At 47.9% G+C, this 18,467-nt stretch carries 14 protein-coding genes, 6 tRNA genes and 1 pseudogene; 18 read left to right on the top strand and 3 right to left on the bottom strand.

Annotation, left to right across the window (positions count from 1 at the left end):
- The first annotated feature begins 8 nt into the window (after positions 1–8).
- The 3 genes and pseudogenes from C1H71_RS21355 to pdxY all read left to right on the top strand — a co-directional run bounded on the left by C1H71_RS21355 (position 9) and on the right by pdxY (position 1,946).
- Positions 9–519: pseudogene (locus C1H71_RS21355) on the top strand (hypothetical protein).
- 330 nt (positions 520–849) lie between these two features.
- Entirely contained in the window at positions 850–972 is a 123-nt protein-coding gene (locus tag C1H71_RS21910; protein ID WP_445351652.1) for a hypothetical protein, read from the top strand.
- Between the two features lie 119 nt (positions 973–1,091).
- Entirely contained in the window at positions 1,092–1,946 is an 855-nt protein-coding gene (gene pdxY, locus C1H71_RS06735; protein ID WP_130105858.1) for a pyridoxal kinase PdxY, read from the top strand.
- Between the two features lie 130 nt (positions 1,947–2,076).
- Here the strand turns inward: pdxY and C1H71_RS21905 are convergent, their stop codons facing one another.
- The 3 genes from C1H71_RS21905 to C1H71_RS06720 form a co-directional block, all read right to left on the bottom strand.
- Positions 2,077–2,271, bottom strand: coding sequence for an FCD domain-containing protein (locus tag C1H71_RS21905; RefSeq protein ID WP_374704446.1), 195 nt, complete (start codon positions 2,269–2,271; stop codon positions 2,077–2,079).
- Positions 2,272–2,759: 488 nt separating this feature from the next.
- A tRNA-Phe gene (locus C1H71_RS06725) sits at positions 2,760–2,835 on the bottom strand.
- A gap of 54 nt (positions 2,836–2,889) precedes the next feature.
- A tRNA-Phe gene (locus C1H71_RS06720) sits at positions 2,890–2,965 on the bottom strand.
- A 410-nt stretch (positions 2,966–3,375) separates the two neighbouring features.
- On the opposite strand from C1H71_RS06720, the gene C1H71_RS06715 reads away from it, so the two are divergent.
- From C1H71_RS06715 to rpsG, 15 genes are all read left to right on the top strand, one after another.
- Positions 3,376–3,461 (top strand) — tRNA-Tyr (locus tag C1H71_RS06715).
- 43 nt (positions 3,462–3,504) lie between these two features.
- Positions 3,505–3,578 (top strand) — tRNA-Gly (locus C1H71_RS06710).
- 14 nt (positions 3,579–3,592) lie between these two features.
- Positions 3,593–3,667, top strand: a tRNA-Thr gene (locus C1H71_RS06705).
- A 41-nt stretch (positions 3,668–3,708) separates the two neighbouring features.
- On the top strand, positions 3,709–4,899 hold the full coding sequence (gene tuf / locus C1H71_RS06700; protein ID WP_130105856.1) for an elongation factor Tu: 1,191 nt from the start codon (positions 3,709–3,711) through the stop codon (positions 4,897–4,899).
- Between the two features lie 47 nt (positions 4,900–4,946).
- A tRNA-Trp gene (locus C1H71_RS06695) sits at positions 4,947–5,022 on the top strand.
- A 67-nt stretch (positions 5,023–5,089) separates the two neighbouring features.
- Entirely contained in the window at positions 5,090–5,443 is a 354-nt protein-coding gene (gene secE / locus C1H71_RS06690) for a preprotein translocase subunit SecE (protein WP_130105855.1), read from the top strand.
- A gap of 25 nt (positions 5,444–5,468) precedes the next feature.
- The gene (gene nusG / locus C1H71_RS06685) at positions 5,469–6,002 is read left to right on the top strand and encodes a transcription termination/antitermination protein NusG (protein ID WP_130105854.1); all 534 of its coding nucleotides are present in this window, start codon (positions 5,469–5,471) and stop codon (positions 6,000–6,002) included.
- 81 nt (positions 6,003–6,083) lie between these two features.
- Positions 6,084–6,515: a 50S ribosomal protein L11 gene (gene rplK, locus C1H71_RS06680; protein ID WP_130105853.1), complete on the top strand. Its 432-nt coding sequence runs from the start codon at positions 6,084–6,086 to the stop codon at positions 6,513–6,515.
- Positions 6,516–7,211 (top strand): 50S ribosomal protein L1, encoded by a 696-nt coding sequence (rplA, locus tag C1H71_RS06675; protein ID WP_130105852.1) that lies wholly within the window; start codon positions 6,516–6,518, stop codon positions 7,209–7,211. It abuts the gene before it with no gap.
- Positions 7,212–7,482: 271 nt separating this feature from the next.
- The gene (gene rplJ, locus C1H71_RS06670) at positions 7,483–8,025 is read left to right on the top strand and encodes a 50S ribosomal protein L10 (RefSeq protein ID WP_130105851.1); all 543 of its coding nucleotides are present in this window, start codon (positions 7,483–7,485) and stop codon (positions 8,023–8,025) included.
- Positions 8,026–8,085: 60 nt separating this feature from the next.
- Positions 8,086–8,454 (top strand): 50S ribosomal protein L7/L12, encoded by a 369-nt coding sequence (gene rplL, locus C1H71_RS06665; protein ID WP_130105850.1) that lies wholly within the window; start codon positions 8,086–8,088, stop codon positions 8,452–8,454.
- A 219-nt stretch (positions 8,455–8,673) separates the two neighbouring features.
- Entirely contained in the window at positions 8,674–12,852 is a 4,179-nt protein-coding gene (gene rpoB, locus C1H71_RS06660) for a DNA-directed RNA polymerase subunit beta (RefSeq protein ID WP_130108148.1), read from the top strand.
- Between the two features lie 67 nt (positions 12,853–12,919).
- Complete coding sequence (rpoC, locus tag C1H71_RS06655; protein WP_130105849.1) at positions 12,920–17,110, top strand: DNA-directed RNA polymerase subunit beta'; 4,191 nt, start codon at positions 12,920–12,922, stop codon at positions 17,108–17,110.
- Between the two features lie 393 nt (positions 17,111–17,503).
- Positions 17,504–17,878, top strand: coding sequence for a 30S ribosomal protein S12 (gene rpsL / locus C1H71_RS06650; protein WP_130105848.1), 375 nt, complete (start codon positions 17,504–17,506; stop codon positions 17,876–17,878).
- 112 nt (positions 17,879–17,990) lie between these two features.
- The gene (gene rpsG / locus C1H71_RS06645) at positions 17,991–18,461 is read left to right on the top strand and encodes a 30S ribosomal protein S7 (protein WP_046351551.1); all 471 of its coding nucleotides are present in this window, start codon (positions 17,991–17,993) and stop codon (positions 18,459–18,461) included.
- Positions 18,462–18,467: the final 6 nt, after the last annotated feature.

The raw sequence follows: 18,467 nt of genomic DNA, 5'->3' as shown, positions 1-18,467 counted from the left end.
GCCATCTTGTGCCATGGCTCGCTTTAAAACGCTTTCAGAGGGCGGGTTATCGCCTGCTGGCGCTGGTTGGCGGTGCTACCGGATTGGTGATTCTAGCAGCCACTGAGCGCTCGCTAAATACTCCTGATGTGGTGGTCTGGGTAGATAAAATTCGCAAGCAAGACTCACCGCTCTTAGGTTTTGACTGTGGAGCCAATAGCGCCGCCATGGTTAACAATAATGACTGGTTTGCCGGTATGGATGTGCTGAGCTTTTTACGTGATATGGGTAAGCACTTTTCAGTGAATACCATGAGTAATAAAGAATCGGTAAAGCAAGGGTTGGGTTGTGATGCAGTCGGCATCTCGTTTACTGAGTTTGCCTACAGCTTGTTGCAAAGCGATGACTTCGCCGTTGCAATTAGGGGGTTCGGGCCAGTGGGGAAATCTCACGGTAGTGATTGATCTAAGTCGCCGGATGAATCAGCAGCAAGTGTTTGGCATTGCCATGCCGCTGATTAACCAAATTGGGCAGTACTAAGTTTGGTAAGAGCGACGGTAATGCCATCTGGTTTGATCCTAGAAAATGCTCGCTATACAAATTTGATCCGTTTTAGTTGAGCATGAGTGATGATGTCTATCGCTTTATTGAAATACTTTACCTTTATGCCTTCGGCTGAGATTGATAAAATCAAAGCGGCACAGCACCAACTGCTCAGCGTATTTTAGCTGCGCACCCCACCGAGCTAGCCCTGGATGGCATTCGTCATATCGAGCTGGGTTACACAGAAGCCTGTTTGGCTGATGCCCTGCTTGCCGCAGGGCTTGCTAGCTAAAAAACTAAGCACGTGGTTTCATTGAAAATGATGCTGTGAGTATTAATGGCCAGAAGATCAACGATCTTGCGTGCCATATGGGCATGGTTGATTATTGTTTTAGCCGTTACACTCTGCTAAACGCGGTAAAAAATTATTGCCTGATTATTTGGAGGTAATTAGTTTTTTTGAAGGTAAGTGCTTGAATACCAGCATTTACTATCCAATTAAATCATCACTTTCGTTGTGTTCGGAAGTGGTGATTTTTTTATGCAGCTATTTCACTCTTGGATCTCATATGAATATCTTGTCTATTCAGTCACATGTGGTATTTGGCCATGCAGGAAATAGTGCTGCAGTGTTTCCAATGCAATGTATGGGAGTTAATGTTTGGCCACTACATACGGTGCAGTTTTCTAATCACACCCAATATGGTCATTGGGCAGGAATGGTGATGCCTGAGGCGCAGATTAGCGAATTAGTGGCAGGTATTGCCAAGACAGGGCAGTTGGCAGAATGCAATGCGCTGTTATCTGGGTATATTGGCAATGCGGGCCAAGGCGAGCATATCCTTAAAGCGCTGCAGTTAGTAAGAGAAGCGAATCCCTTAGCTATTTATCATTGTGATCCGGTGATGGGCCATCCTTTAAAGGGCTGCATTGTTGCGCCTGGTGTGGCCGAATTCTTAATTGAAAAAGTGATTCCACAGGCCAATATCGTATCGCCAAATCAGCTGGAATTAGAAATGATTACAGGCAGAACATTACATAGCCTGGGAGATATCGTGGCAGCTTGCCATGAATTGCTGGCAAAAGGGCCGCAAACAATTCTTATCAAACACCTGCATTACCAAGGAAAAAACCCTAGTGATTTTGAAATGCTGGCGCTCACCGCTGATGAGGCTTGGCTGATTCGTCGGCCAATTTTGGAGTTTGATAAAGAGCCGGTTGGAGTGGGGGATATGACTTCGGCGATATTCTTGGCTAGCCTTCTCTCTGGTAAACCTATTGTAGAAGCACTAGAGCACACCACCGCTGCGGTGTATGGCGTGTTACTTGAGACAGCAAGGCAATCGCGTTACGAGCTGGCAGTGGTGGCGGCTAGGAAGGGATATATCAGCCCATCGCAGCCGCTGTTTGCCACTAGGCTTTAATCATTGGGTGGCTTTTTACCCTTTCAAAGAAGTTTTATACGGCTTCGCGATTCGGCCAGATCAATGACTTGCGGGTAATACTCTTCAAGAAGGCTGAGGGTGTGAGGGAGATCCCTTGTCAGTGCCGCATCTATAATATTTTTTGCTCGCCATGATCATGATGGCGGGGCACTTGATTTAAGTCGCCATTAAGCCAAGGATGTGGGTAACACTCTAATTTGTTATAAATGTTGTCTAAAATGAATAGCATTACTGGTGAGTTGCAGGCCTGAATCAATGCAATATGAAAGGCCATATGTCGTACGCTCCATTTTTCGTAATCCACATCTGCCTGATCTATTTATCTCCACGTTGCATGACTTTTTCTTAGAGCAAAGCATGCAATGGCGCGTGTGGTTGTTAGAATGGCGAGCATTAAAGAAATAGGTATAACTCTAAAGCTTTTTTTCGGCTCCTTGACGACAAAATTTTATCAAGCTAGCTGCACTAAAATATCACGAATTGGCGTGCTACCTACTTGATAATGCTGCTTTAATTCATTCATTCATTCATTCTTGCTTATCACCCAGTAAAAAAGTGCTAAGCAAGAATGTCGCGACGAATGGTCTTAACCATTTGATGTGAAAAAAAGGGGGGGGGGGGCTGTTTGTTATGAATTTTTATGGATTCGCTTTTAATACAGCGCAATGGTAGCCATTGCAAGAAGCAATCATGCTTGCTGCCACAGGCAATAACCACAAATAATATAAGCGAACTATTTGGAAGACGAAATGAAAAACGGCCCCAATTTTCATTGGAGCCGTTTTTTAATTCTGGTGGCCCGTCTCGGAATCGAACCAAGGACACGCGGATTTTCAATCCGCTGCTCTACCAACTGAGCTAACGGGCCGCATAATGCGGTTTAAAACAAACCAGATTGTAATAATCTGACCTTACAAAAACTTGGTGGCCTGTCTCGGAATCGAACCAAGGACACGCGGATTTTCAATCCGCTGCTCTACCAACTGAGCTAACAGGCCGCTGAGAGGTCGCTATTAAAGCCCATTTGTATTGAGTCGTCAACCTTTATTATGAATAATATTCGAAAACAGGCTAATTTTTATAATTTCACAATATAAGATTAGTTGGCATGGAGTATTGATTTATGGCGGGTTAGGGGATTGGTTTTTGGTATCAATCAAGATGAGGCAAGGTGGCATTTTTTAGTTTATTCGAGCAAGGTGGCTAAGTTTTTGCCAGTTTGGTGTATTAAATGATCTGATTCACTAAAAAATTAAAATAAAAAGTAGGCAAATAGATGGCGCTTAATGGCTGTTTTTAAATGAAATTAGCCGCGCGAGTGGGGAGTATTTAGTGATGAATTTGGAGAATGTTCGATTGCTGGGCTTGACGCAATGAAAAACCTTGCCTAGAATGCGCTTCTCTTGTCGGGGGGGTTACCCCAGCGGTCAACGGGTCCGGACTGTAAATCCGGCGGCTTAGCCTTCGAAGGTTCGAATCCTTCCCCCCCCACCATAATAATGCATGCGCAGAAGTTGTAAGGTTGGATTAAAATAATGCGGGTGTAGCTCAATGGTAGAGCAGAAGCCTTCCAAGCTTACGACGAGGGTTCGATTCCCTTCACCCGCTCCAAAAAAGATTAGCGTGCCGTTGTAGCTCAGGGGTAGAGCACTCCCTTGGTAAGGGAGAGGTCGCGGGTTCAATTCCCGCCAACGGCTCCAATCGCTTGGCATATTTTCAAGTTCTCGAGATAGGAAATATCATGGCAAAAGAAAAGTTTACGCGCACTAAGCCTCACGTTAATGTTGGTACTATTGGTCATGTTGATCATGGTAAGACCACGTTGACAGCGGCTATTTCGACCATTTTGTCGAAGAAATTTGGTGGCGAAGCAAAAGATTATTCGCAGATTGATAGTGCGCCTGAAGAAAAAGCACGCGGTATTACTATTAATACATCGCACGTTGAGTATGAGACAGAAACACGTCACTACGCTCACGTTGACTGCCCAGGTCACGCGGATTACATCAAGAACATGATTACGGGTGCTGCGCAGATGGATGGCGCGATCTTGGTATGTTCAGCAGCTGATGGTCCTATGCCACAAACTCGTGAGCACATCTTGTTGGCTCGTCAAGTTGGCGTTCCGTACATCATTGTTTACTTGAACAAAGCTGACTTGGTTGATGATGCTGAATTGCTTGAATTGGTAGACATGGAAGTTCGTGAACTGCTGAGCAAGTATGACTTCCCTGGTGATGACACTCCAATTATTGTTGGTTCTGCTCGTATGGCCCTGGAAGGTGATCAGTCTGAGCACGGCGAGCCATCGATTTTCCGTCTTGCTGAGGCGCTCGATTCATACATTCCATTGCCAGAACGTGCTGTTGATGGTGCGTTCCTGATGCCAGTTGAAGATGTATTCTCGATCTCAGGTCGCGGTACTGTTGTGACTGGTCGTGTTGAGCGCGGTGTTGTTAAGGTTGGTGAAGAAATCGAAATTGTTGGTATCACTGCAACAGTTAAGACAACATGTACTGGTGTTGAAATGTTCCGCAAGCTGCTTGATCAAGGTCAAGCTGGCGATAATATCGGTGCATTGCTTCGTGGTACTAAGCGGGAAGATGTTCAGCGTGGTCAAGTGTTGGCTAAGCCAGGTTCGATCACTCCGCACACTAAGTTCGAAGGTTCTGTGTACGTTTTGTCGAAAGATGAGGGTGGTCGTCACACTCCATTCTTTAATGGCTACCGTCCACAGTTCTTCTTCCGTACAACGGACGTAACAGGTTCAGTTGATTTGCCAGAAGGTACCGAAATGGTAATGCCTGGTGATAATGTTGAAGTTACCGTTAGTCTGATTGCTCCGGTTGCAATGGAGCAGGGTCTGCGCTTCGCGATTCGTGAGGGTGGCCGTACGGTTGGTGCAGGTGTTGTTGCAAAAGTTATTGAATAAAAGGGTTTACAAAAGAGGGTTGAATTGTTATAGTTTTGCCCTCCCGTAGGCGAGTAGCTCAATTGGTAGAGCACCGGTCTCCAAAACCGGGGGTTGGGGGTTCGACACCCTCCTCGCCTGCCACGGTTTAGACATCAGAGCCGTTCCGCAGGGAACGGCTCTGTTTTATCCAAGTTTCCGAATCGGACAAATGGTTAGCATCGATAAAATCAAGATCGCAGCAGCATTGCTGTTGGTTGTATTGGGCGTTACTGGGTTCTACCTGGTTCCGACTGATCAAGGGGTTGTCCGTTCACTGCCTGTAGTGCTTAGTTTGGCACTTGCAGGTTTTGTGCTATGGTTTTCTGGGCCAGGTCGTGCGTTTGTAGATTACGCGCGCGACTCAATTAAAGAAGCGCAGAAGGTTGTGTTTCCGACTCGCAAAGAAACCTGGCAGATGACGGGCGTTGTATTCCTGTTCGTAGGAGTGCTGTCTCTCTTTATGTGGGCAGTCGACTCTGGTCTGACATGGGTATTCTATGATCTGATTTTGGGTCGTGGCTAAGTAAACGGGAAAGCGGAGTATCTAAATGTCTATGCGTTGGTATGTGGTACACGCCTATTCCGGCTTTGAGAAAAGTGTGCAAAAGGCGCTGATTGAGCGGATCGAACGTGCGGATATGTTGCACTTGTTTGGTCAGATCTTGGTGCCGGTTGAAGAAGTGATGGAAGTGAAGGCTGGCACTCGTAAGCTGACCGAACGGAAACTCTTCCCGGGTTATGTATTCGTCGAAATGGAAATGGGTGATGAAACTTGGCACTTGGTAAAGAGTACTGCCAAGGTTAGCGGTTTCATCGGTGGTGTGGGGAATCGTCCTACACCTTTGCCTGAGCGTGAAGTTAAATCTATGCTTCAGCAGGTGCAGGAAGGGGTTGAAAAACCACGTCCTAAGATCTTGTTTGAAGTGGGTGAGGAGCTTCGTGTTACAGAAGGCCCGTTTGCAGACTTTAATGCAACTGTTGTGGATGTAGATTACGATAAAAGTCGGATTAAAGTTTCTGTGCTTATCTTTGGTCGTGCAACACCAGTTGAAGTGGATTTTGCACAGGTTGAGAAGATCTGATCTGTGTAGTGTGGTGCCGATGAGGTGCCGATAGGGGAGCGAGTTTTGTACTCGCGTTTGACCCGAATTTAGGAGTTTTAAATGGCTAAGAAAATTATTGGCTATATCAAGCTGCAAGTGCCAGCTGGTAAAGCAAATCCATCGCCACCGATTGGTCCAGCTCTGGGTCAACGTGGTCTGAATATTATGAATTTCTGCAAGGAATTCAATGCGGCTACTCAAGGTATTGAGCCAGGTCTGCCAATTCCTGTAGTTATTACTGCTTTTGCAGACAAATCTTTCACCTTCGTGATGAAGAGCCCACCAGCAACGATCTTGCTGAAAAAGGCTGCTGGTATCACTAAGGGTAGCGCTAAGCCACATACCGACAAAGTTGGTTCTGTGTCACGCGCTCAGCTTGAAGAAATCGTTAAAACCAAGAATGCTGACTTGACTGGTGCAGATATGGACGCAGCTGTGCGTACTATCGCTGGGTCTGCTCGTTCGATGGGTCTGACCGTGGAGGGCGTGTAAATGGCTAAGCTTTCTAAGCGCCTGAAGGCACTGAATGCAACTGTTGATTCAAACAAGTTGTACGCTATTGATGAAGCAATTGCGCTGGTTAAAGCCGCTGCAACTGCTAAATTTGTTGAATCAATCGACGTTTCTGTTAATTTAGGTATTGACGCACGTAAGTCGGACCAAGTGGTTCGCGGCGCTGTTGTATTGCCTAAAGGTACTGGTAAGTCAGTTCGCGTAGCCGTATTTGCACAAGGTGCAAATGCTGAAGCTGCTCGCGCTGCTGGTGCAGAAATCGTTGGTTTTGATGATTTAGCTGAATCGATCAAAGCTGGTAATATGGACTTCGACGTTGTTATTGCTTCTCCAGATGCAATGCGCGTTGTTGGTCAATTAGGTCAGATCTTGGGTCCACGTGGCCTGATGCCTAACCCGAAAGTCGGCACTGTAACTCCGAACGTTGCTGAAGCAGTTAAAAATGCTAAAGCCGGTCAAGTTCAATACCGTACTGACAAGGGTGGTATTGTTCACGCTACTCTAGGTCGCGCTACTTTTGAAGTGGCTGATCTGAAAGAAAACTTGTTAGCGCTGGTTGATGCGTTGCAAAAAGCTAAACCAGCTTCATCTAAAGGTGTATACCTGAAGAAGATCGCTGTATCGAGCACGATGGGTGTAGGCGTTCGCGTCGAAACCGCTTCGGTAGTAGCTTAAGTATTATTAGGGTCAGTCAAGCGACTGACCCTGTCGACTTTGGGCTTGGCAAAATATCGCCAAGGTTGTCAAAGACCGTAGGTGCCATAAGATTTCTTGTGGCTTAATCCGGCTCCCAAAAGCCAGCCTACGCAGACGGTGCGCCCGAATCTATAGGTTCTAAATGCATTGCCGTTGTGGCGATGTTGTTAGGTCTCCTGAATTAAAGGTCGCCGTTTGATTGGGTGGTGCGATTTATTCGCGCTGAACTACTAACCAATGGAGGTAGACCTTGAGTCTCAATCTTGAAGACAAAAAGGCGGTAGTCGCTGAGATCGCAGCAGAAGTTGCTACAGCTCAGACGATTATTATCGCTGAATACCGAGGTATCGGCGTTGCAAGCATGACTACACTGCGCAAACAAGCGCGTGAGTCAGGTGTGTTCCTGCGTGTTCTGAAAAATACGTTGGCACGCCGTGCGGTTGCAGGAACTCCGTTCGCTGAGTTGGCAGACCAAATGGTTGGCCCACTGGTGTACGGTATTTCCGAAGACCCAGTAGCTGCAGCAAAGGTCTTGAACGAATTCGCTAAGAAAGACGCGAAAATTGTGATCAAGGCTGGTTCTTATGATGGTAAGGTAATGAATGCAGAAGAAGTAGCTGTTCTCGCATCTATTCCAAGCCGTGAAGAACTGCTGTCCAAGTTGCTGTACGTTATGCAAGCACCGATGGCTGGTTTCGCACGTGGCCTTGCCGCGCTGGCAGAGAAGAAGTCCGAAGGCGTTGCCGCTCCGGTGGAGGCTGCAGAAGCCCCAGCCGAAGAAACAACTGCATAAAAGATTACTTAAACACGATTGTTGTATTAAAACAGACAAGATTTTCAGGAGTATTAATAAATGGCTCTGACTAAAGACGATATCCTCGAAGCAGTATCTGCTTTAACCGTAATGGAATTGAATGAGCTAGTTAAGGCATTCGAAGAAAAGTTTGGCGTTTCAGCTGCTGCTGTTGCAGTTGCAGGCCCTGCTGCAGCTGGTGCTGCCGCTGAAGAAAAGACAGAATTCGATGTAATTCTGACTGGCGCTGGCGCTAACAAAGTAGGTACCATCAAGATCGTTCGTGAGCTGACAGGTCTTGGCCTGAAAGAAGCGAAAGACCTAGTTGACGGCGCTCCTAAGTCTCTGAAAGAAGGTATTTCTAAGGCTGATGCAGAAGCTATGGTTAAGAAACTCGTTGAAGCTGGTGCAACAGCTGAGATGAAGTAAGCATTATTTAGTATGTAGTGAAGGCAGGCGGAGGAATCCGCCTGCCCTTTTGCGTTTGTGTCTATTGCTTAGCTTACAGCTGATCCCGATATTTGTCGGTTAGCGGAATCCAGCTTGTGTACTTTGCAAGCAGTTGTCAAACCGGAAACCGCTCACAAACACGTTGGCGGGCGTTTGCGGTTTGTCCTTTGCGCCCCACTCCATGGAGAGTTTATGAGTATCAAGTACTCGTTCACTGAGAAAAAACGCATTCGTAAAAGTTTTGCGAAACGGAAGAGCGTCCTTGAGGTGCCGTTCCTGCTCGCAACACAGATCGATTCTTATAGCGAATACCTGCAGCTAGGGGTTCCGGCAGATTCACGCCGGATGATCGGTCTACAAGCAGCGTTTAATTCGATTTTCCCTATCGTCTCTCATAACGAAAACGCTCGATTGGAGTTTGTGCATTACTCCCTCGGCGATCCTGCTTTTGATGTGCTTGAGTGTCAGCAGCGAGGGATTACCTTCGCCGCTCCGCTGCGCGCGCGCGTACGCCTCGTGATCATGGATCGCGAAGCATCTAAGCCAACCATCAAAGAAGTGAAAGAACAAGACGTTTACTTTGGCGAAGTGCCATTAATGACGCGTACTGGTTCTTTTGTGATTAACGGAACAGAGCGGGTTATTGTTAGCCAGCTGCATCGTTCACCTGGCGTGTTCTTTGAGCACGATAAGGGTAAAACGCACTCTTCTGGCAAGTTGCTGTTCTCGGCGCGGATTATTCCGTACCGTGGCTCTTGGTTAGATTTTGAGTTTGATCCAAAAGATCTGTTGTTCTTCCGTATCGACCGTCGTCGCAAGATGCCGGTAACAACCCTGCTGAAAGCTCTGGGTTACAACCCAGAACAAATTCTGGCGGGTTTCTTTGATACCGATACATTCCTGATGGATGAAGATGGCCTGTGCCTAGAGCTCGTGGCTGAACGTCTAAAAGGTGAAGTTGCGAAGTTCGATATCGTTGCTGACGACGGTAAAGTACTCGTACAAAAAGATAAACGTATTACAGCTAAAACGATTCGCGATATCAATGCGTCTGGTTTGCAGAAGATTCCAGTGCCTTTGGACTTCTTCTATGGCCGTATCTTGGCTCACAATGTTGTTGATCCTATTACCGGCGAAGTGCTGGCAAAGGCCAATGAAGAAGTGACCGAAGATCTGGCTGTTAAGTTGGATATGGCCGATGTGAAGTCGGTGAATGTGCTGTTTGTTAATGATCTGGATCAAGGTGCATTCCTGTCCCAGACATTGCGTTCAGATGATGTGGCTGATCAGTACGGTGCTCGCGTAGCTATCTATCGCATGATGCGCCCTGGTGAGCCGCCAACCGAAGATTCAGTTGAAGCGCTGTTTAAGGGCTTGTTCTTCGCGCCTGAGCGTTACGATCTATCTGCAGTAGGTCGCATGAAGTTTAACCGCCGTGCTTATCCTGATCGCTTAGAAGAAAAAGCACCAGGTTGGCAGCGTCGTTTCTACGAAGAAGCGGGTCCGCGTGGTGTTGAGGGTGCAGGTATTCTGTGCACAGAAGACATCATTGCTGTGATCGGTATCCTCTTAGAATTGCGTAACGGCCGTGGCGATATCGATGATATCGATCACTTGGGCAATCGTCGTGTGCGCTCGGTGGGTGAGTTGGCCGAAAACCAATTCCGTGCTGGCTTGGTTCGTGTAGAACGCGCAGTTAAAGAGCGTTTATCGCAAGCAGAATCAGACAACCTGATGCCGCATGATTTGATTAATGCCAAGCCTGTATCGGCGGCTATTAAAGAGTTCTTCGGTTCTTCACAGCTATCGCAATTTATGGATCAAACCAATCCATTGTCAGAAATCACGCACAAGCGTCGTGTTTCTGCTTTGGGACCAGGCGGTTTGACTCGCGAGCGCGCTGGCTTTGAGGTTCGTGACGTGCATCCGACGCATTACGGTCGCGTTTGCCCGATCGAAACACCGGAAGGGCCAAACATTGGTCTGATCAATTCGCTTTCTTGTTATGCGCGTACCAACAGCTACGGCTTCTTGGAAACACCGTATCGCAAAGTGATCGATTGTAAAGTTACCGACCAAATCGAATATCTGTCTGCGATTGAAGAAGGTAAGTATGTTGTCGCTCAGGCGAATGCCGAGTTTGACGAAGAAGGTCGTTTAACTGACGAACTCGTTACTTGTCGATCCAATGGTGACACGATCGTGGCAACGCCAGATCGCGTGCAGTACATGGATGTGGCTCCTAGCCAGATCGTGTCGGTAGCGGCTTCATTGATTCCATTCTTGGAACACGATGACGCTAACCGTGCGTTGATGGGGGCCAACATGCAGCGTCAAGCTGTGCCTTGCTTACGCGCTCAAGCGCCGTTTGTAGGTACGGGTATTGAACGCACATGTGCAACTGACTCGGGTACAGCAGTCACTGCTTTACGCGGCGGTGTGGTTGATTATGTTGATGCAGCTCGTGTGGTTATTCGTGTCAACGATGACGAAGCGATTGCGGGTGAAACAGGTGTAGATATTTACAACCTGATTAAATTTACTCGTTCTAACCAGAACACCAATACCAACCAAAAACCAGTGGTTATCCGTGGCAGTATTATTGCCAAGGGTGATGTTATTGCGGATGGCGCTTCAACTGACTTGGGCGAAATGGCTCTGGGTCAGAATATGATGATCGCGTTTATGCCATGGAACGGTTTCAACTTCGAAGATTCGATTTTGATCTCGGAAGATGTGGTTGCTAACGATCGTTATACTTCGATTCACATCGAAGAATTGAACGTGATGGCGCGTGACACCAAGCTGGGTGCTGAAGAAATTACCCGTGATATCTCTAATCTGTCTGAGCGCATGCTAGGCCGTTTGGATGAGTCTGGCGTGGTTTACATCGGTGCAGAAGTTGAAGCGGGTGATGTATTGTGCGGTAAGGTGACACCTAAGGGTGAAACCCAGCTGACTCCTGAAGAAAAGCTCTTGCGTGCGATCTTCGGTGAAAAAGCCTCCGACGTTAAAGATACCTCGCTGCGCGTGCCGTCTGGCATGGTGGGTACGGTTATTGACGTGCAAGTGTTTACTCGTGAAGGCGTGGAGCGCGATCGTCGTGCCCAATCCATCATCGATGATCAATTGCGTCGTTACCGCCAAGATCTGAACGATCAATTACGTATTGTACAAAGCGATTTATTCGAGCGTATTGAACGTATGATTGTGGGCAAAGTAGCCAACGGCGGCCCAATGAGGTTGGCTAAGGGCGTAGAAATCACCAAAGAATATTTGCTTGGCTTGCCAGCAAAGATTGATTGGTTTGATATCCGCTTAGCAGACGAAGAGTCCGCTCGCCAGCTAGAAGCCATGAAAGACCTGATTGGTCAGATGCGTACTGAGTTTGATCTGCGTTTTGAAGATAAAAAACGTAAGCTGACTCAAGGTGATGAATTGCCACCTGGCGTGATCAAGATGGTGAAAGTGTATGTGGCGGTTAAACGTCGCTTGCAGCCTGGCGATAAGATGGCCGGCCGTCACGGTAACAAGGGTGTGGTTTCCAAGATTCTGCCGATTGAAGATCTGCCATACATGGCAGATGGTACAACGGTAGATATCGTTCTGAACCCATTGGGCGTTCCTTCGCGGATGAACATTGGTCAGATTCTGGAAATGCACTTAGGTTGGGCGGCTAAGGGTATTGGTCAGCGTATTGATGCGATGCTCCGTGAGCAACGTGCCGGTATGCTGCTTGATATGCGCGCTTACTTGAACAAGATCTATAACACCAGTGGTAAGACTGAAGACATTGACGGTCTGACTGATGAAGAGTTGATCGAGTTGGCACGTGGCCTGCGTAACGGTATGACTTTTGCAAGCCCAGTATTTGACGGTGCGAAAGAGTCGGAAATCTATCAGATGTTGGATTTAGCTTACCCAAGCGAAGATCCACACACCCAGTTACTGGATTTCAACAGCAGCAAGACACAAATGCAGCTGTTTGATGGCCGTAACGGTGAGCCATTTGAGCGAAAGGTTACAGTTGGTGTGATGCACTATCTGAAACTGCATCACTTGGTTGACGATAAGATGCACGCTCGCTCCACTGGTCCTTACTCACTCGTTACGCAACAGCCACTGGGCGGTAAAGCTCAGTTTGGTGGTCAGCGCTTCGGGGAGATGGAAGTTTGGGCGTTGGAAGCATACGGTGCAGCATACACCTTGCAAGAAATGTTGACCGTGAAGTCGGATGATGTGAACGGTCGTACTAAGGTGTATGAAAACATCGTGAAGGGCGATCACCGGATTGATGCGGGCATGCCGGAATCCTTCAATGTGCTTGTGAAGGAAATCCGCTCACTCGGTATCGATATTGATCTGGAAACGTATTGATTCGTGGGGTAGTTAGTTGGCGGGCAAAGTGCCCGCCACACCCCGAACGCCTCACTGGAGTCAAAGAATGAAAGGCTTACTCGAACTCTTCAAGCAAGTTGCTGCAAATGAAGAATTTGATGCGATTAAGATCGGTCTGGCATCGCCAGAAAAAATCCGCTCTTGGTCGTTCGGCGAAGTAAAAAAGCCGGAAACCATTAACTACCGTACATTTAAGCCGGAACGTGATGGCTTATTTTGCGCGCGTATTTTTGGCCCAATCAAAGATTACGAATGCCTGTGCGGTAAGTACAAACGCCTGAAGCATCGTGGCGTGATCTGCGAAAAGTGCGGTGTGGAAGTGACTCTGTCTAAGGTTCGTCGCGACCGCATGGGACACATTGAACTGGCTAGCCCAGTTGCGCACATTTGGTTCTTGAAATCCCTGCCTTCGCGTTTAGGTATGGTGCTTGATATCCCATTGCGTGATATCGAACGCGTACTTTACTTCGAAGGTTTTGTGGTGATCGAGCCAGGCATGACGCCGCTCACACGTGGCCAATTGCTGACGGAAGAAGATTACTTCAATAAAGTTGAAGAGTACGGTGACGAATTCGTAGCCCTGATGGGTGCGGAAGCGGTGCGTGAACTCTTGAAGAGCATGGATGTAGAAGACCAAATCACCACCTTGCGTGCTGAATTGTCCTCCACCGGCTCTGAAACCAAAATCAAGAAGATTTCTAAGCGCCTGAAAGTGCTGGAAGCTTTCCAGCGTTCCGGCATCAAGCCAGAATGGATGGTTTTGGAAGTTCTGCCTGTATTACCGCCAGAATTACGTCCTCTCGTACCATTGGATGGTGGTCGTTTCGCTACTTCGGATCTGAACGATCTGTACCGTCGCGTGATTAACCGTAATAACCGTCTGAAACGTCTTTTAGAATTGCGCGCGCCTGAAATTATCGTGCGTAATGAAAAGCGTATGTTGCAAGAAGCGGTTGATTCCTTGCTCGATAACGGCCGTCGCGGTAAAGCGATGACGGGTGCGAACAAGCGTCCTCTCAAATCCTTGGCAGATATGATCAAGGGTAAGGGCGGTCGTTTCCGTCAGAACTTGTTGGGTAAGCGCGTAGATTATTCTGGTCGTTCGGTTATTACCGTTGGCCCGACACTGCGTCTGCATCAGTGCGGCTTGCCAAAACTGATGGGTCTGGAGCTGTTCAAGCCATTTATTTTCCACAAGCTTGAAGTGCTTGGTCTTGCGACCACCATTAAAGCGGCGAAGAAAATGGTTGAAGCCCAAGATCCAGTCGTTTGGGACATCTTGGAAGACGTGATTCGTGAACATCCGATTCTCTTGAACCGTGCGCCAACACTTCACCGCTTGGGTATTCAAGCGTTTGAGCCAGTGTTGATCGAAGGTAAAGCGATTCAACTGCATCCACTCGTCTGCGCGGCATTCAATGCCGACTTTGACGGTGACCAGATGGCTGTTCACGTTCCACTGAGCCTTGAAGCGCAGATGGAAGCACGCACCTTGATGCTGGCTTCTAACAACGTATTGTCGCCTGCAAACGGCGAGCCAATTATCGTTCCTTCGCAGGATATCGTGCTGGGTCTGTATTACATGACTCGTGAGCGTATCAATGCCAAGGGCGAGGGCATGTACCTGATCGACGTAAGCGAAGCAATGCGTGCTTATGCGAGCAAGGAAGTGACCTTGCAAACGCGTGTTGATATCCGTTTGAAAGAATGGGTACGAGACGAAGACGGCGAATGGCATAGCCAGATGGTGCGTCGTAACACCACAGTGGGTCGTGCGATCTTGTCTGAAATTCTGCCTAAAGGCTTGGACTTCAGCCATATCGACAAGGCGCTGAAAAAGAAAGAAATTGGTAAGCTGATTAACGCTTCATTCCGCCGTTGCGGTTTGAAAGATACCGTTATTTTTGCTGATCAACTGATGTACACCGGTTTTGCTTATTCGACACGCGGCGGTATCTCAATTTGCGTTGATGATATGGTTGTACCAGATAAGAAGGTTCAGCTCTTGGCTGAATCCTACGCTGAAGTGCGTGAGATCGAGCATCAGTACAGCTCTGGTCTGGTGACTCAGGGTGAACGTTATAACAAGGTTGTGGATATCTGGGGCCGTGCCGGTGATCAGATCGCCAAAGCGATGATGGACCAGCTCGGTAAAGAGAAGGTTATCAACTGTGAAGGCGTTGAAGTCGATCAAGACTCGTTCAACTCTGTGTTTATGATGGCCGATTCCGGTGCCCGCGGTTCTGCAGCGCAGATTCGTCAGCTGGCCGGTATGCGGGGTTTGATGGCTAAACCGGACGGTTCGATTATTGAAACGCCGATTACCACCAACTTCCGTGAAGGCTTGACCGTTCTTCAGTACTTTATCTCCACACACGGTGCACGGAAGGGTCTGGCAGATACGGCGCTGAAAACAGCGAATTCGGGTTACCTGACTCGTCGTCTGGTTGACGTAACGCAAGACTTGGTAGTGATCGAAGACGATTGCGGTACTAAGAACGGCGTCGTCATGAAGGCGGTAGTACAGGGTGGTGACGTGATCGAAGCCTTGCGTGATCGTATCTTGGGCCGTGTAGTGGTACTGGATGTGATTGATCCTGTGACGCACGAAACCGTGTATCCAGTGGGCACCTTGCTCGGTGAAGACGAAGTAGAAGCGATCGAAGTCCTTGGCGTTGATGAAGTTAAAGTTCGTACTCCATTGTCTTGCGAAACACGCTATGGCTTATGTGCTGCGTGTTATGGTCGTGATCTTGGTCGTGGTCACTTGGTTAATACAGGTGAAGCTGTTGGTGTGATCGCTGCGCAATCGATTGGTGAGCCTGGTACACAGCTGACCATGCGTACCTTCCACATCGGGGGGGCGGCGTCGCGTGCGGCTGCTGCAACGCAAGTAGAGTCGAAGTCCAGCGGTAATATCGCGTATAGCCCTAACATGCGCTACGTGACCAATGCCAAGGGCGATCCAGTGGTGATTGCACGTTCTGCTGAAGTGATCGTTGTTGATGACAATGGTCGTGAGCGTGAGCGTCACAAAGTACCTTATGGTGCAACACTGACCGTTAAAGATGGCGATAGCATTAAAGCCGGTGGTGTACTGGGTACGTGGGATCCGCACACTCGTCCAATTATTTCGGAATACGCCGGTCAGGTGAAGTTCGATAATGTGGAAGAGGGTATTACCGTAATGAAGCAAGTCGATGATGTGACCGGTCTTTCGACCTTGGTTGTTATCGATCCTAAGCGTAAAGGCGGTAAGGCAACTGGCGTACGTCCAATGGTTAAGTTGTTGGATGAGCGTGGCGGCGAAGTGAAAATGGCGGGTACAGACACCACCGTTATGATCGGTTTCCAAGTGGGTTGTATTATCACTGTGAAAGATGGTCAGGTTGTGGGTGTGGGTGATGTACTGGCGCGTATTCCACAAGAATCCGCTAAGACTCGCGATATTACAGGGGGGTTGCCACGCGTTGCTGAGTTGTTTGAAGCACGTGTGCCGAAAGATCCAGGTATGTTGGCTGAAATTACCGGTACAGTTTCATTCGGTAAAGAAACCAAGGGTAAGCAGCGGTTAGTCTTAACAGATCTGGAAGGTGCGCCGCACGAATACCTGATCTTGAAAGAAAAACACGTACTGGTTCACGATGGTCAAGTTGTTAACCGTGGTGAAAGCATTGTCGATGGCGCGATTGATCCGCACGATATTTTGCGTTTGCAAGGTATCGAAGCGTTATCTCGCTACGTGGTACAAGAAGTGCAGGAAGTTTACCGTCTGCAGGGTGTAAAGATTAACGATAAGCATATTGAAGTGATTCTGCGTCAAATGTTGCGTCGAGTAATCATTACTGATTCAGCTGATTCTGCCTTCATCCAAGGTGAGCAAGTTGAGCGTGCCGAAGTCCTTACCGTGAACGATAAGTTAATTGCTGAAGGTAAGTTACCAGCAAGCTACGATAATGTTCTGTTAGGTATTACCAAGGCATCTCTGTCCACTGATTCGTTTATTTCAGCGGCTTCCTTCCAGGAAACCACGCGGGTGCTGACTGAAGCAGCCATCATGGGTAAAATCGATGACTTGCGTGGCCTGAAAGAAAACGTGATTGTAGGACGTTTGATTCCTGCAGGTACTGGTTTAGCTTACCACCGTAATCGTAAGCGTCAGGCTCCTGTTGTTGATCAATTGTCTGATATTTTCGCTCCAAATGCAGAGGTAGAAACCACTGCAAGTGCTGATTAAGGGTTTAACGATCATCAGCTTGTCTTGACGACAAGCACTTGATTTCAATAGAATCCTGTACTTTTACACAACGCTCAGCATTTGCTGGGCGTTGTGTACTTCTTTTTTGGCTAAGATTTTGTCTTTTAAAAGCAATGAATACGGATAAGAAGTGAGCCGGTGGTGGTTAGCGTAAGCAGGACTGATAATCGACTTAATGCTTTGATTTTATTGCAGATATGATGAAAATCTTGCTTAAAAAAGAAGGGTTGTGAGTGGTCGTCCGTAGTAAAAACAAAGAAACAAAGGCGTCGTGGTCGGCATAAGCTGGCTGATAATGCGTTTAATGCTTTGTATGTAAAAAGAAGCAGTAGTAAGTTCCCTCCGGGGATTTTTAACCTAAGGAAGTAATCAATGCCAACGATTAACCAGCTCGTCCGCAAGGGTCGTGAGCAGGAAAAAGCAAAGAGCAAAGTGCCAGCTCTTGAGTCCTGCCCACAAAAACGTGGCGTATGCACTCGTGTATACACAACCACTCCTAAGAAGCCTAACTCAGCGCTTCGTAAAGTTTGTAAAGTTCGCTTAACCAACGGTTTCGAAGTTATTTCGTACATCGGTGGTGAAGGCCATAACCTGCAGGAACACAGCGTTGTGCTGATCCGCGGCGGTCGTGTTAAGGATTTGCCGGGTGTGCGTTACCACACAGTGCGCGGCTCCTTGGATACAGCTGGCGTTAAAGGTCGTAAGCAGTCACGCTCCAAGTACGGTACTAAGCGTCCTAAGGCTTAATTGCCACTGGACGGTCGGCGAGTCCCGTATTGGGCCGTCGAGTAAGTGGTCGTCTTGATGGGCGACCGAGGGGCTGAGCCCCGACTGAATGAAATATTAAGGATAGAGAATTATGCCTAGACGCAGAGAAGTACCGAAACGTGACGTTTTACCGGATCCAAAATTTGGTAGCCAAGAGCTGACCAAGTTCATGAACGTTGTCATGATGGATGGCAAGAAAGCGGTTGCAGAGCGTATCGTTTACGGTGCACTTGTACAAATCGAGAAAAAAACTGGCAAATCACCGCTGGAAGTATTCTCAGCAGCAATCGGTAACGCTAAACCAATGGTTGAAGTAAAAAGCCGTCGTGTTGGTGGTGCAAACTATCAAGTACCAGTCGAAGTCCGTCCTAGCCGTCGTTTGGCATTGGCGATGCGTTGGGTTCGTGATGCGGCTCGTAAACGTGGTGAAAAATCGATGGATCTGCGTCTAGCAGGCGAACTCCTCGATGCGGCTGAAGGCCGTGGTGGCGCTATGAAGAAGCGCGACGAAGTACACCGTATGGCAGAAGCGAATAAAGCATTCGCCCACTACCGCTTCTAATCGCGT

Source organism: Iodobacter fluviatilis (genome assembly GCF_004194535.1).
GTDB classification, from domain to species: Bacteria; Pseudomonadota; Gammaproteobacteria; order Burkholderiales; family Chitinibacteraceae; genus Iodobacter; species Iodobacter fluviatilis_A.
Note: the sequence above shows the minus strand (reverse complement) of the source record. Positions and strands in the feature narration are given on the sequence as shown.

Excerpts from the sequence above, each read along its gene's own strand:
- rpoC (WP_130105849.1), top strand. The coding sequence starts at position 12,920 with ATGAAAGGCTTACTCGAACTCTTCAAGCAAGTTGCTGCAAATGAAGAA.
- rpsL (WP_130105848.1), top strand. The coding sequence starts at position 17,504 with ATGCCAACGATTAACCAGCTCGTCCGCAAGGGTCGTGAGCAGGAAAAA.
- rpsG (WP_046351551.1), top strand. The coding sequence starts at position 17,991 with ATGCCTAGACGCAGAGAAGTACCGAAACGTGACGTTTTACCGGATCCA.
- rplA (WP_130105852.1), top strand. The coding sequence starts at position 6,516 with ATGGCTAAGCTTTCTAAGCGCCTGAAGGCACTGAATGCAACTGTTGAT.
- rplL (WP_130105850.1), top strand. The coding sequence starts at position 8,086 with ATGGCTCTGACTAAAGACGATATCCTCGAAGCAGTATCTGCTTTAACC.
- nusG (WP_130105854.1), top strand. The coding sequence starts at position 5,469 with ATGTCTATGCGTTGGTATGTGGTACACGCCTATTCCGGCTTTGAGAAA.
- tuf (WP_130105856.1), top strand. The coding sequence starts at position 3,709 with ATGGCAAAAGAAAAGTTTACGCGCACTAAGCCTCACGTTAATGTTGGT.
- pdxY (WP_130105858.1), top strand. The coding sequence starts at position 1,092 with ATGAATATCTTGTCTATTCAGTCACATGTGGTATTTGGCCATGCAGGA.
- secE (WP_130105855.1), top strand. The coding sequence starts at position 5,090 with ATGGTTAGCATCGATAAAATCAAGATCGCAGCAGCATTGCTGTTGGTT.
- rplK (WP_130105853.1), top strand. The coding sequence starts at position 6,084 with ATGGCTAAGAAAATTATTGGCTATATCAAGCTGCAAGTGCCAGCTGGT.